The 11,510-nt window shown below is 57.8% G+C and carries 17 protein-coding genes and 1 tRNA gene; 6 read left to right on the top strand and 12 right to left on the bottom strand.

Going from position 1 to position 11,510, the window contains the following annotated elements:
* Window positions 1-136: 136 nt before the first annotated feature.
* On the top strand, window positions 137-1,018 hold the full coding sequence (locus IDH44_RS22175; RefSeq protein ID WP_190921013.1) for a hypothetical protein: 882 nt from the start codon (window positions 137-139) through the stop codon (window positions 1,016-1,018).
* 37 nt (window positions 1,019-1,055) lie between these two features.
* Here IDH44_RS22175 and IDH44_RS22170 read toward each other — a convergent pair whose 3' ends face one another.
* Window positions 1,056-1,256 (bottom strand): YqzE family protein, encoded by a 201-nt coding sequence (locus IDH44_RS22170; protein WP_190921012.1) that lies wholly within the window; start codon window positions 1,254-1,256, stop codon window positions 1,056-1,058.
* 150 nt (window positions 1,257-1,406) lie between these two features.
* Between IDH44_RS22170 and IDH44_RS22165 the strand changes: the two genes are divergently transcribed.
* Entirely contained in the window at window positions 1,407-2,102 is a 696-nt protein-coding gene (locus IDH44_RS22165; RefSeq protein WP_190921011.1) for an N-acetylmuramoyl-L-alanine amidase family protein, read from the top strand.
* Here IDH44_RS22165 and IDH44_RS22160 read toward each other — a convergent pair.
* Window positions 2,070-2,837 carry a divergent polysaccharide deacetylase family protein gene (locus IDH44_RS22160; RefSeq protein ID WP_397326828.1) on the bottom strand — a complete coding sequence of 256 codons (768 nt, stop codon included), beginning with the start codon at window positions 2,835-2,837 and terminating at the stop codon, window positions 2,070-2,072. The two genes, IDH44_RS22165 and IDH44_RS22160, sit on opposite strands and share 33 nt — an antisense overlap.
* A gap of 231 nt (window positions 2,838-3,068) precedes the next feature.
* On the opposite strand from IDH44_RS22160, the gene IDH44_RS22155 reads away from it, so the two are divergent.
* Window positions 3,069-3,155: transfer RNA gene (locus IDH44_RS22155), tRNA-Leu, on the top strand.
* An 87-nt stretch (window positions 3,156-3,242) separates the two neighbouring features.
* Here IDH44_RS22155 and IDH44_RS22150 read toward each other — a convergent pair.
* The gene (locus IDH44_RS22150) at window positions 3,243-3,479 is read right to left on the bottom strand and encodes a phage holin (RefSeq protein ID WP_190921010.1); all 237 of its coding nucleotides are present in this window, start codon (window positions 3,477-3,479) and stop codon (window positions 3,243-3,245) included.
* 148 nt (window positions 3,480-3,627) lie between these two features.
* Between IDH44_RS22150 and IDH44_RS22145 the strand changes: the two genes are divergently transcribed.
* Complete coding sequence (locus IDH44_RS22145; RefSeq protein ID WP_190921009.1) at window positions 3,628-3,795, top strand: hypothetical protein; 168 nt, start codon at window positions 3,628-3,630, stop codon at window positions 3,793-3,795.
* Window positions 3,796-3,826: 31 nt separating this feature from the next.
* Here the strand turns inward: IDH44_RS22145 and IDH44_RS22140 are convergent, their stop codons facing one another.
* The 5 genes from IDH44_RS22140 to IDH44_RS22120 form a co-directional block, all read right to left on the bottom strand.
* A complete protein-coding gene (locus IDH44_RS22140; protein WP_190921008.1) occupies window positions 3,827-4,084 on the bottom strand; it encodes a hypothetical protein in 258 nt (85 codons plus the stop codon).
* A gap of 200 nt (window positions 4,085-4,284) precedes the next feature.
* Window positions 4,285-4,734, bottom strand: coding sequence for a TFIIB-type zinc ribbon-containing protein (locus IDH44_RS27470; protein WP_397326826.1), 450 nt, complete (start codon window positions 4,732-4,734; stop codon window positions 4,285-4,287).
* A gap of 24 nt (window positions 4,735-4,758) precedes the next feature.
* Entirely contained in the window at window positions 4,759-4,977 is a 219-nt protein-coding gene (locus IDH44_RS22130; RefSeq protein WP_190921007.1) for a hypothetical protein, read from the bottom strand.
* 138 nt (window positions 4,978-5,115) lie between these two features.
* Window positions 5,116-5,442: a hypothetical protein gene (locus tag IDH44_RS22125; protein ID WP_190921006.1), complete on the bottom strand. Its 327-nt coding sequence runs from the start codon at window positions 5,440-5,442 to the stop codon at window positions 5,116-5,118.
* An 82-nt stretch (window positions 5,443-5,524) separates the two neighbouring features.
* Window positions 5,525-6,094 (bottom strand): xanthine phosphoribosyltransferase, encoded by a 570-nt coding sequence (locus IDH44_RS22120; RefSeq protein ID WP_190921005.1) that lies wholly within the window; start codon window positions 6,092-6,094, stop codon window positions 5,525-5,527.
* A gap of 233 nt (window positions 6,095-6,327) precedes the next feature.
* Here IDH44_RS22120 and IDH44_RS22115 point away from each other — a divergent pair, with 233 nt between their 5' ends.
* Both IDH44_RS22115 and IDH44_RS22110 read left to right on the top strand, forming a co-directional pair.
* The gene (locus IDH44_RS22115) at window positions 6,328-7,035 is read left to right on the top strand and encodes a hypothetical protein (protein WP_190921004.1); all 708 of its coding nucleotides are present in this window, start codon (window positions 6,328-6,330) and stop codon (window positions 7,033-7,035) included.
* Between the two features lie 175 nt (window positions 7,036-7,210).
* Window positions 7,211-8,260 (top strand): YkvI family membrane protein, encoded by a 1,050-nt coding sequence (locus IDH44_RS22110; RefSeq protein ID WP_190921003.1) that lies wholly within the window; start codon window positions 7,211-7,213, stop codon window positions 8,258-8,260.
* Between the two features lie 40 nt (window positions 8,261-8,300).
* Here IDH44_RS22110 and IDH44_RS22105 read toward each other — a convergent pair whose 3' ends face one another.
* The 4 genes from IDH44_RS22105 to IDH44_RS22090 all read right to left on the bottom strand — a co-directional run bounded on the left by IDH44_RS22105 (window position 8,301) and on the right by IDH44_RS22090 (window position 11,491).
* A complete protein-coding gene (locus tag IDH44_RS22105; RefSeq protein WP_190921002.1) occupies window positions 8,301-9,428 on the bottom strand; it encodes a glycosyltransferase family 4 protein in 1,128 nt (375 codons plus the stop codon).
* A 2-nt stretch (window positions 9,429-9,430) separates the two neighbouring features.
* On the bottom strand, window positions 9,431-9,994 hold the full coding sequence (locus IDH44_RS22100) for a GNAT family N-acetyltransferase (RefSeq protein WP_190921001.1): 564 nt from the start codon (window positions 9,992-9,994) through the stop codon (window positions 9,431-9,433).
* 64 nt (window positions 9,995-10,058) lie between these two features.
* On the bottom strand, window positions 10,059-10,529 hold the full coding sequence (locus IDH44_RS22095; RefSeq protein WP_190921000.1) for a GyrI-like domain-containing protein: 471 nt from the start codon (window positions 10,527-10,529) through the stop codon (window positions 10,059-10,061).
* 134 nt (window positions 10,530-10,663) lie between these two features.
* Window positions 10,664-11,491 (bottom strand): eCIS core domain-containing protein, encoded by an 828-nt coding sequence (locus tag IDH44_RS22090; protein WP_190920999.1) that lies wholly within the window; start codon window positions 11,489-11,491, stop codon window positions 10,664-10,666.
* Between the last annotated feature and the right edge of the window lie 19 nt (window positions 11,492-11,510).

Below are 11,510 nucleotides of genomic sequence, written 5' to 3'. Positions count from 1 at the left end.
CCTGACGTCAAAAATAGAAGCGCAACCCGGCCGCTCGCGCGACACCATCCACCAGTCTTCGCTTGTCGGCTTTGGTAGAATGGACGTTGCTGGCATCTTATAAGACAAAATTATGTTAAAGAAGGTGGAAACCATTGTGATGCGCAAATGGATGCCGGTCTACACGGCAGCCGTGCTGATCTTCACCTCGCTGGGCAGCGTGCATGCCGCTCGCAGCAGCTCGCCTCCGGAGGAGGCGAGCATAGCCGCCCAGCCGAGCCGGCTGGAACATACCGTTGCCCGCTGGACAAGCGAGCTTGCCAAACAACCGGGTTTTGAAGCCTGGAAGACGGCGAAGCAGGAAATCATGCCACTCGGTCCTGGCCTGCACGGCTGGTACGTTCAGCTTGCGAGCGACGACAAGGTCGTCGGTTACCTCGTCGTACAAGCCAAGCCCGACGGCGGCTACAAGCTGGGCGAGTACGGCACAGGCGGACAACCGCTATATGACGAGCAGGCGCTGTACCGATCCATGGTGCAGCTTGAACTCATTCCTTCTTATTCGGCTGCAGACGCGCGCGTGGAGCGCCGCTACCTGAGCCCGCTCCTGGCCGTGTGGCGCGTCACACTGCCGAACCGGGCGATTTACTACTTTGACGCCAAAAGCGGCGAATATTTGCCGATCGAGGACCGGCAATGGACGCAGTCCGCGAAGCGGGCGGACAAGTCCGGCGATTACGCTGCGGACGAACACGACAAGCTGGCTCGCACGCTGCTGAACCCCAGCTTCGACCCCTACATCCGCTTTCCTTGGCTGACCAAGACGCCGCTGCAGGACATGAACGAAGCGCTGTCCCTGCTGGAACAGCGCCGTAAGGTATGGTATAGCGCAGAGCCGTATGGCGACAGCGCACGCTATGTATGGCCGACAATAGGGGCTCATGTATGGGGAGAGGTTTCCTATTTTGCGGTGGACCAACAAGGCGTGCGTATGATCCCGTCCGAGGTTTTGGCGGCGACCGGACAGTTTTTCGATTGAACGATAGGCCGCTTCCCCTTGCGGGGTGCGGTCCACTTCATCCGCTTCGCTTGCCCTTGCGCCGGCTCCACCAGAGCCGTATTCCAAGCGGCGCAATGCCGAACCAGCGCGACAGCCACGGTTCGCGCTTGACGCGCGCCGCTTGCCTGCGCGCCTTCCGTTCGTCGCTTGGCAGATCCATATATGTGGCGACGCGCTTCGTCATGTATTTGACCCATTCCGAGCCTTCTTTAGCCATGCTTGCCCTCCTCTTTTGCTGCCTCTTTTCAGTATTGCCATTGCGACCGATTTCATAAACGGAAGATCGCTTTGTGACCGTATGCATAGCACATCCCTTTTTGTGTCAGGATATAAGCAATGACGACGCGAATAAAGGGAGGCTCACGAGGTGAGACTTGTACGATTACTAGGCTGCTTCCTATTCATCGCCTGCCTGCTGACCGACCGCTCATCGGCGCGCGCCGCCCGCACCGAACCCGAATACCACCGGGCGCTTCCGGAAGCGGAAATTCTGATCGATGTCGGGCACGGCGGAATCGACGGCGGCACCTTCGCCGGAGCTACGCTCGAGAAAGACATCAATCTGGCGGTTGCCGGCAAGCTCTACCTGCTGCTGCGCGCGCACGGCTTGACCGCGATCATGAACCGGACCGGCGACTACGCACTCAGCGACGAGAATCGCTGGCACGCCAGCCGCTCGCGCCACAACCGCGACCTGGTGCAGCGCGGTCAGCTTCCGCGTGAGCTTCGCACCAAGCTTCTGGTCAGTCTGCATGTCAATTGGGCACGCAACGCCCGTACCCGGGGACCCCTGATTTTGCATCAAGACCAGGGCGAAAGCTATTTACTCGCCTCTTTTTTGCAGGATGCGCTTAACGCGCAGCAAAGGACGGACCGGCTGCCTCGCATTGGCAAGCCCTTCTATTTGCTGCGTCGTGTCGAGCAGCCCGCCGTCATTATCGAGATGGGGTTCATCAGCAATGTCAATGACCGGCAAATGCTAACGACCCCTGTCGGTCAAACGAAAATCGCGCAAGCGATTGCCGCCGGCTTACGGCAGTATTTGACGCTCGCGGGAAATTGACGGCAGCAGCTCGGACAAATGCACGAAGCTCGCTTGCCGCCGTAATCGCGGCACCGCTTGCTCGATGGCCGCCGCCGTCAGCTTACCCGGCGGACCGACATGTCCAATTGCGACGAGCGCCGGCGTACGGCCCGTTTCGGCAGTTAACTTGTTTATTTGCCCCGCAATATGAGACGCGCTATACTGATCATCGAGGAACATGTCGTTTCGCAGCACTGCGACATCCAGTTCACTTCCAATTTGGCTGATGACCGAACGATGCGTCGTCCGGCTATCCAGAAAAAACAAGCCGTGCTCCTTGCAGACTTGCAGGACAATTCGCATGACGCGCGGATCGGACGTCGCCTTGGAGCCCATATGGTTGTTCATTCCGACTGCATGCGGCACGTCTTGAATGGCGGCTTCGGTACGAGAGCGGATCTCCTCGTCCGACATGCGGGTCAGAATGGCGCCAGGGCCCAGCCACTCCGGCTTGCCTTGGTTCGGTTCCATCGGCAGGTGAACAATGACGTCATGGCCGAGCTGGAACATCGCTTCCGCGTCCGCTTTCGTCGTCGGCATGAACGGCATGATCGCTGCGGTGAATGCGATTGGCAGCTTCTTCATCTGCGCTGTGCCGTTCATTCCGTTGCCAAAATCATCAATGACCAGCGCAATTTTGTTTTTTTCATCTGCATGTGCAAGGCTTGGCCCAATTAGCGTCAACAGCAAGGCCGCACTGACTGCCGCTTTTATCATGAGGCGCAGCGTTGTAGAGGGCATATGCCAACCTCCTTTGTCGTTTACCTTCATTGTGCGGCAGGCATGCGAAAAGTATGTAACCGGCATGAAATTGCTTGTATTGCGTGAAAATTGGAACTTTGGCACAAAGCGATTCTACAGCTTGACTTCCCATATAGCCCATGCTAATATTAGGAACGTAGTCGCGAGGGACACAGCTTACTGTGAAACAAGCGCACAACTAATGCGGTCGTGGCGGAATTGGCAGACGCGCTGGATTCAGGTTCCAGTGGTAGCAATACCGTGGAGGTTCGAGTCCTCTCGACCGCACCATTTTTTATCATCGGTTCCAGCTCATGCGGCTGGAGCTTTTGTTTTATGTCCGCAACGAGCCCCGGGCTTTTGCCCGGGGCCGCTTTTCTAAGGTTTATACAGGTTGTTTTTCTTGAGCGCCTCTTTTTGAGCCTGCCCGCGCTTGCTGACGTAGTTGTTTTTCCACCATGCCCAGACGGACGTTATAATTGTGGCTACGGTGGTCACCGTCATTTCCACGTCCTCATCCTTGATCGGCACAGGCGATTTTCCCGATATGACCAGCACTTGGTTCACCAACGCCAGCACCAGCAGCGCTGTGCGAACGATCGTTCCGATATCCATGAAGCGTTCCCCTCCACCAGCAAATTGGACGCGCTTGCTTCGTCCTCTGCTAGTGTATGAGCGTAAAGTGACGGTGAGACGGCAAACGCCGATTATTCGATGGTAAAATGCTGGTTGTTAGCTACACGAACAGAAAGGAGGATTCTTGATGCGCATTAATCCAGTCGGACTGTCGCTTTTTTCATCTCTTTTAATCATCGGGGGATTCGTATTGTATGTGTTGGATTATCCGACATACGGGGTGCCCTTGCTGGTCGTCGGGTTATGCATCAGTGTATTCAGCGCAGTGCTGAGGTGGGTCCAGACGCGCAAGTAAAACAAAAAGGACCGCCGATTGGCGGTCCAGGTTAAGCCGTGTATAACAAGTCCTCCATAAGCGTCAGCAACCGCGCTTTCATGCGCTCCAGCCTCTCGATCGCTTTGCCGAGCCAGACCGAGTTGCTGCTCATCCATGCGGACTTTTTGATCGCGGTGTAGGCTTCGTCAAGAGCGACAATCTCGTCGCAATTGTTCAATTCCCGATCGTATATAATTACGCGGTACAGCAAATCCCCAGTCGTTTCAAGTATTTCCTCGAAATACTCCTGCATCGCTGCCTTCGTCATAGGTCTATCAACCTCTCTATATTAGAATATGGAACAGTACTAGATTATGCGTTGTTGCCCACGCTTCAGAACTGTATACTCCAATATAACCGGAATCGTTAGCCTTCAAACATTATATCGATGTTCGATTTATTAACATCAGTATAACATCTTTATCCAGAGGTGTCGATGGCCGAAACGAAATAATTTGCTGTCACCGCTTAATCGAACAGATCGCCAAACACGTCCAGCACCGATTTCTTTTTCTTTTTGCGATACGGGTAGCCGTGCTTGTCGCTGCCGGAGCGGTATCGGTCGTCATACGCATCAAGTCGGCCGCTATCCTGGCGGTATCCACCGCTGCCGTAGGCCGGCGGCTGGTGGCCGTATTGGCCATTATTCATCGGCGGCGTCCCATATTCGGGCCGTGGCGGAGGCGTACCCAGGCCGCCGGGAGGCTGCGGCGGCGGAGTCATGCCATACCCGTCACGCGCCATCTCCTCCTCGCGTGCGTTCAGCTCATCCTGCATATCGTGCACGCCCTTCATCAGCTTGTCCAATTCACCGCGATCCAGCCACACGCCCTTGCATTGCGGGCAGACATCGATCATGACGCCTTCCCGCTCCACCTCGCGCATCCGAATTCCATCGCATACCGGACAGTTCAACATGCATGTCCCTCCCTTTTCGATCTCCTAATTTGACTCCGTATCCGAGCGCTTCAGCGCGGCTGCTTCGAAGCGGTAGCTGCGGCTCAGCTTGACGATGCGGCGGTTCGCCCTGCGCACCATGACATGCGTCTCGTCCCACGCTACGATGATGCCGCGCACGTCGTTTTCCGGCATTTCGTCGCGGATGACACGAATTTTCGTGCCGTCCAGACGATATTCGTTTAACTGTTCCTCGCTGATCATATTCATTCTCCTCATCAAGACCGCTGTTAAGCTAAGATGCACGAAGCGGCGCGCCTAAACGAAAAGCTCCGCCAGCCGTCGCGACACGCGCACGTCTAGCGGAGCGACCGGCCCCCGTCCCATTCAAAAAAAGCTTTGTCAGCCTACATGCTCTTTGGAATCATTCGTTTCGTACCATTCGTCCAACACCCGCGAGGACATGACCCGCTTGGCGATATAGTCGACCTGGCGTTCGGTGAATTGCTGCGACCAGTCGATCTTGAGCTCCTCGCACAGCTTCACAACCGTCAACAACTCCGACCACGCCACATAGCGCTTGTACCAGAAAAATTGCGGATGCTCGATCATATAAGGATAAAGATCGTCAAATTCCGTATGCTTGCAGTCAAGCGCGCGCTCAAAATGCAGCTTGGCGTCAGACAACTTCGATTCAAAGAACTGCTCGGGAACATTATGATTTTCCATATTTTGTGCCTCCCCTTAGCCACTTGGTTCCTATTATAAATGATATTGACGCGAGAGAAAAGAGATAAGGGGCTGGAACTTTCTATGTGAAGGTAACTTTGCCCCCTGCGAGCGAAGCGATTCGCACCAGGGATTCGACTCGGATCCCCTGCTCGCGAAGCGTTCTGCCGCCCGCTTGGAATGACTTCTCGACCACTATCCCCAATCCGGCCAGCGATGCGCCGGAACGCTCGATGATTTTGATCAAGCCGCGCGCTGCGTCGCCGTTGGCGATGATGTCGTCGATGAACAAGACGCGATCTTGCTCCCCCAGATACTGGCGCGAAACCATAATGTCCGTGACAATGCCTTTTGTGAAGGAAGGGACGCGCTCAGTAAGCGCATCGGGCTCGGCGATCAGCGTTTTTTTGCGACGCGCGAACAAAAGCGGCACGCCGAGGGTAATTGCAGTCGCAAAGGCGACCGGGATGCCGGACGATTCCACGGTGATGACCTTGGTGATCGGCTCCTCGGCATAACGTGCGGCGAACTCCCTTCCCATGTCCATCGTCAGCTCGGGGTCGACCTGATGATTCAAAAGTCCGTCCAGCTTCAGCACATCGTTGGAGACGACCACGCCTTCCTCCAAGATGCGCTCCTTTAATTTTTGCATGGCTTCGCTTCCTTCCATGGGTAATCCTTTTCCGTTAAAATTAACATAGTCCCGGCCCCTGCGCAACTGGCAGGCCCACGGCAAACAAAAAATGCCGAGACGATGAAACCTTTTGCCAGCATGGCGCGTCTAATATAGTATCTATTCTTGAATATTCGGAACGAAACGGGTAACGCCGTAAAAGACGGCTTGCCCGTTTCGCCTTGATTCGTAACCTACGGGAGTTGAATCCAATGAACAAGCAGGCTATGCCTCTATACATACGCTCTGCGGCTGGCGCGGCAGCCGCCCTCTTGCTGGCGGGCGCGCTCGGCTGCGCCGCCGATGACCAGCCTCCGGTCTCGGGCGGCCCCTCGAATGTGGGCACTTCCTCTCCGGAAGACACGAGCAATCGACCGGACGGGCAGTCCAGTCCCCAGCAGGCATACGACAGCTCGCTGACTGAGAATCAGCCGGAGGACGGGCTGGCCTTGCCCGACGACGGCGTCAAGACTCCGGGCAAGGGAGAGGACGCGGACTCTGGCGATGCGGACGATTCGACGACGCAAGAGCGGCAGTGGAACACCGAGCGGCCCCTGCTGAAAAACGTCTCGATCGGCATGGCGCGCAGCGACGTCGAAGCGCGATTCGGTCAGCCCCGCGACGCCTTTACGATGCAAGGGGACAGCGAGACGGTCGAGGTCAACGATTATGACGGGTTTTCGATCGGCTTCGATTCGGACGGGCACGTCATTTTTGTCGAGGTGCACGGCCCGGAGGCGACTACCGGTCTCAACGGGCTCCGAATCGGCGGAGACGAGGAAATGGCCATTGAAGCGCTAGGCAAGCCGACCAACCACACCACCTACGTGCTGAGCTATGCAGCCAGCGGCTCCTTGCTCAAGCTCGATATGGATCCGCACAGCGGCGAGATTCTCTCCATCAAGCTTTTTGCCAACTGAGCGATAACGTCCGGCGGCCGCCCCTACGCTAAGGCGAAACGGCTGACGCCTTCCTTTCATACGTTCGAGTTCAAAAGACGCGGCGCACGCGTCTTTTTCTTGTTCGTTGTCATGCCTGTCCGCCCCTGCACATAGGCTGATATAGAAGTCAGCCTCAAGGAAGGGACGAGCAGCGATGCGAAGGTTGGGACTCGCCCTGCAGATTGCACTCACCTACATCGGGACGATCGTCGGCGCAGGTTTTGCCAGCGGTCGGGAAATTCTGCAATTTTTCACCCGTTTTGGCGCTGTAGCCGCGTTGACCATCGTGCTTGCAGCGGCGCTCTTCGCCTGGCTTGGCGCCAAAATGATGTTGCTTGCGCGCGAGATCGGCGCGCAGTCTTACGAAGACTTGAATATGGCCTTGTTCGGACCAAGGTTCGGCAAGCTGGTCAGTTATTTCATGATGCTCGTACTGCTAGGTGTGACCGGGGTCATGCTGGCCGGTGCAGGCTCGGTATTCTCCGAGCATCTGAACGCCTCCTATCAGCTCGGTCTGGCCGTCACCTTGCTCGCGTGCTTCCTCCTGCTGCGCAAAGGGATGCATGCGATCCTGCTCGTGAATACGGTAGTGGTGCCAATCATGCTCTTGTTCACGCTGCTGGTCATGTGGCACACGACTCGCGCCCCCGGCGCGGATCGATGGCTCGAGCTGACCAACGATTATTCGCCCTGGACGCTATGGCTGTCTCCGCTGCTTTACACCGCGTTTAATCTTACGCTGGCCCAGGCCGTTCTCGTGCCGCTCGGCGCCCGCATCCAGGACCGCGGCGCCATTCGGCTCGGCGCGCTGCTCGGCGGCATCGGGATCGGCTTCATGCTGCTCGTCGGGCACATCGCGCTTTCCGCCAATATGCCCGGGATCTCGCAATTCGCGATCCCGATGGGCGGCATTGCCCGTCAGCTCGGCATGGTGGCGCAGTGGATCTATATTTTTTTAATTTATTCCGAAATCTTCACGACGCTGATCGCCGACGTCTACGGGTTAAGTCTGCAGGTCCGCTCGCGCTTCAATTGGCCGCGGGATCTGCTGATCCTTGCGATTCTGGGCGTCAGCTTCCTGCTGAGCCAGATCGGATTCGGCACGCTGCTCTCGACCTTGTACCCGATATTCGGCTTCGTCAGCCTGGGCTGGCTGGCGCTCATGATCCGGCGCAGCGCGCGCTCCCGGCATCGGACGCCCTAATGCCGCACCGGAGCCTCGCCCTCGTCCTCACGCGCCGGCTTCACGCAGGGCGGAACGACTCGTACACGCGCTGCAGCTGCACGATGACCCGCTGCAGCGAATACACCTGCTTGGCCTTGTTCCAGGCGGCGCGCGCCATGTTGTAGCGGTAGATCGGATCGGATACGAGCTTGTCGAGCGCCTCGCAGAGCGCTTCCGGGTCGTCGGGCGGCACTAGCAAGCCGTTCTCCTCGTGATCGATCTGCTCGGCGATCCCGCCGACGTTCGTCCCGACCAACGCCAGCCAGCACAGCGCCGCCTCCGCGAATACCGAGCCAAAGGCCTCCGCCCGCGACGGCAGCACGAAGATGTCAAAAAAGGGCATGAACTCCTCCGGATGCAGCATGTATCCGTAAAAAATAATGTCGTCATACAGATCCAGCTCGACCGCAAGCGCCTCCAGCTCCTTGCGTATCGGACCGTCGCCGATCATATGCAGCACAAAAGGCTTGCCGCGCTGCTTGAGCAGCGCGCACGCGCGAAGCAGCACATCGAGTCCCTTGGCCGGGACGAGCCGGCAGACGGTAATGAGCTGCGGAATCGGATTCTCATGCGAAACCGGCCGGAACCGCTTCTCGTCGAAGCCGTTGGGAATGACCTTCACGTTGCCCGGAGCCTTCAGGTATGGCGCCATATAATCGCGGAAGGAGGCCGAGACGGTCAGGATGCCGTCGGTCAGCTGCTCCAGCTCCCCATATAGTCCGGTCAAGAACTGATGCTCCAGACCGCCTTCTGCAATTTTGCCATTGAGCATGAGCTCGCGCTCATAGCTGGAGTGGATGGTCAGCAGCACCGGCGTATCCGGGAATACGCGTTTCATGACGAGCGCCGCTATGGGATGATGCGCATGAATCAAGTCGTAGGATTTGGTGATGCGCAATCTCGTCCACCACAAATAATCCATCAGCGTTTGTAAATATTTATCCACCGTCGCATTTCCTTTGTAAGGGCCGACGTCGAAAGTGACGAACGGCAGTTCTTCCTGCCCTTTGCCGCGAATGCGCTTGGGCAGGGAGAAAAGCTCGGTCTGCCACCCCATCGCCTTGAAGCGGTCCTGAATATACGGCACCATCGACGATACGCCTCCAGGCTGCTCGGGAGGGAAAAACAAAGCCTGCAAAATATTCACGATTAAGCCTCCTGTTCCAACGTTGTCGCGGCAGCATAGTCTTCGCGCAGGCAAGCCATCCAGACGAGATCGCGATATGCGCCCCGTCGATAGATGCGCTGCCGCTGCCTGCCTTCCTCGCGGAAGCCGCAGCTCGCGTAGCAGCGGATTGCACGCTCGTTGTCGTCATGGACCTCGAGCTGCAGCCGGTGCAGATTCATCGTCTCGAAGGCGAACCGCTGCAGCAGCCGGAGCGCCTCTCTGCCGTAGCCCAGGCCGTGATGGTGTCTGTTGCCGATGACGATGCCCAGATCGGCACAGCGGTTCTTCCAATCAATCTCGAACAAATCGAGCTGACCGATATAAGCTTCCGTGTCCCGCTCCGCGATGACAAAGCCTTGATGCCCGTCCTGTCCCTCGAGTACGCGCTCGACAAACGACTCGGTCTGATGCAGCGTATGCGGGTACATGAAAATGTCGGACAAGCAATTGCAGATGTCCGGATCGTTGACCCACTCCCGCATGCAGCGCACATCCTCGCGCCGATATTCCCTGAGTCTGATCCGTTCTCCAATCATATGCGCCATGCTCAGCCCCCCGAAAAAAATAAAGAGCCGATATTCAGCTCTTGGTTGTCGCGCTATGGAATTGCTACTGCGAGCCCGTCCGATCATGCTGGACGACCGGGATCAATAGCTCGACCTGCTCTTCTTCGAGATGCTCGTCGACGTAATAAATCTCGATTGCGACGGCCTTTTCCTCTTTGATGAGGCTGTGCTCGCGCATCCACGAAAAGATCTGTTCGTAGCCTTCGCCGATGCGTTTGTTCGTGCAGGACACGAGCGCGTAGGTCCGCTCGGGAATCGTGAACTGGACCATGCCCTTTGGCGCCTGCTCCTGCCGGCGCACCGCGCAGCACGCCCAATACGTAGCAAACGCTTCGTTGCCGTAATACGGACTGTAAATCGCGTTGGAGATGACGCTGTCGTTTAATTCATGCTTGCGGGCCTGGAATTCTCCCTGGAGACGAATCGCCTCGTCCGGAATCGTGGAATACGGACCGGAATAGCTGATGCCCACCAAATGCAGCGCAGGCTTGCTGACCAACATGCAGTTGTCCATTGCGGATTCCTCCCGGCTACCTGAATTCGCGAAACACCGCAAGTGCGCCATGCGCAGTGGTTCACCCTGCTATTGTACTCGTAATTCCCCGCTCCCCGCAACTATCCAGGCATAAAATCTCGGACGCGCGCCCCTTACTGCCGCATCTGCTGCTGCACATGGGCCAATTCGTGACTGATCAACTGCTGGCCGCCTCTCGTATGCGGCAAATATTGCCCCTGGGCGAAATAAAGATCGCGTCCGCTCGCGAAGGCCCGTGCGCCGACCATTCGCGCCAGCCGATCGGCCGTCTCTCCCGTATGGACGACGACATGTGAAAAATCCGCGCCGAACGCCTGCTGCAGTTCCTGCGCCAGGGCAGCGGGCAACGGGTCTCCGTTGCCGCGCGTGCGCGCCAGCAGCTGCTCCACCGTTTGCCCCTGCTGCCAAAAAGCGCCGCCCGCCCATTGCCGAGGATGCTGATGCGGCTGCGGCGTCATTTGAACCTTCGGAGGCGCCTGCTTTTGCTGCGGCTTCTTTTTGGAGCGGCCCGGCAGCAGCGGGAGCATCGTCCATCCCGGCGCCGCATGCTCGGATTCGGCCTCCGTCATTTCCGCGGGGCTCTGGGAGCGGCTGGGCTGGATCGTCGTATCCGAGGGTCGCGTCGTGTTGATCTCGCGGACGACGCGGTACGCGATCTGATCCGCCTGCTGCTCCTGCGGATCATGCACCGCGCCGATCTGCAGCTTGGGCGTCACGAGCGGGACGGGCTGCTCCGCCTTGCGGCGCAGCAGCTGCTGCACCGCATGATTGCCGACTGTCCGCTGCAGGTGATGCATGTGCGTCGGAGCGAGCGTCATCGGCTGAGCGGCGGGCGTCGCCCGCTCGGCCGCGGCCGAGCGGGTCTGGAGCGGCAGGGCATCCGTTTCCTCGCGCCTGCGCCCTTTTCTGTGTGCGGAACGGTACCGTCGCAGCATCCCCATACGCTCGCCTCCTCGCTCA

The organism is Paenibacillus sabuli (assembly GCF_014705605.1).
Taxonomy (GTDB): Bacteria; Bacillota; Bacilli; order Paenibacillales; family Paenibacillaceae; genus Paenibacillus_D; species Paenibacillus_D sabuli.
This window is presented reverse-complemented; position numbering and strand designations above follow the sequence as displayed.

Bases quoted from the DNA above. Each gene is read 5' to 3' on its own strand.
- IDH44_RS22095 (WP_190921000.1), bottom strand. From the start codon at position 10,529: ATGGACAACTGCATGTTGGTCAGCAAGCCTGCGCTGCATTTGGTGGGC.
- IDH44_RS22120 (WP_190921005.1), bottom strand. From the start codon at position 6,094: ATGCAAAAATTAAAGGAGCGCATCTTGGAGGAAGGCGTGGTCGTCTCC.
- IDH44_RS22090 (WP_190920999.1), bottom strand. From the start codon at position 11,491: ATGGGGATGCTGCGACGGTACCGTTCCGCACACAGAAAAGGGCGCAGG.
- IDH44_RS22145 (WP_190921009.1), top strand. From the start codon at position 3,628: ATGCGCATTAATCCAGTCGGACTGTCGCTTTTTTCATCTCTTTTAATC.
- IDH44_RS22130 (WP_190921007.1), bottom strand. From the start codon at position 4,977: ATGATCAGCGAGGAACAGTTAAACGAATATCGTCTGGACGGCACGAAA.
- IDH44_RS22100 (WP_190921001.1), bottom strand. From the start codon at position 9,994: ATGGCGCATATGATTGGAGAACGGATCAGACTCAGGGAATATCGGCGC.
- IDH44_RS22115 (WP_190921004.1), top strand. From the start codon at position 6,328: ATGAACAAGCAGGCTATGCCTCTATACATACGCTCTGCGGCTGGCGCG.
- IDH44_RS22110 (WP_190921003.1), top strand. From the start codon at position 7,211: ATGCGAAGGTTGGGACTCGCCCTGCAGATTGCACTCACCTACATCGGG.
- IDH44_RS22150 (WP_190921010.1), bottom strand. From the start codon at position 3,479: ATGGATATCGGAACGATCGTTCGCACAGCGCTGCTGGTGCTGGCGTTG.
- IDH44_RS27470 (WP_397326826.1), bottom strand. From the start codon at position 4,734: ATGTTGAACTGTCCGGTATGCGATGGAATTCGGATGCGCGAGGTGGAG.
- IDH44_RS22170 (WP_190921012.1), bottom strand. From the start codon at position 1,256: ATGGCTAAAGAAGGCTCGGAATGGGTCAAATACATGACGAAGCGCGTC.
- IDH44_RS22140 (WP_190921008.1), bottom strand. From the start codon at position 4,084: ATGACGAAGGCAGCGATGCAGGAGTATTTCGAGGAAATACTTGAAACG.
- IDH44_RS22125 (WP_190921006.1), bottom strand. From the start codon at position 5,442: ATGGAAAATCATAATGTTCCCGAGCAGTTCTTTGAATCGAAGTTGTCT.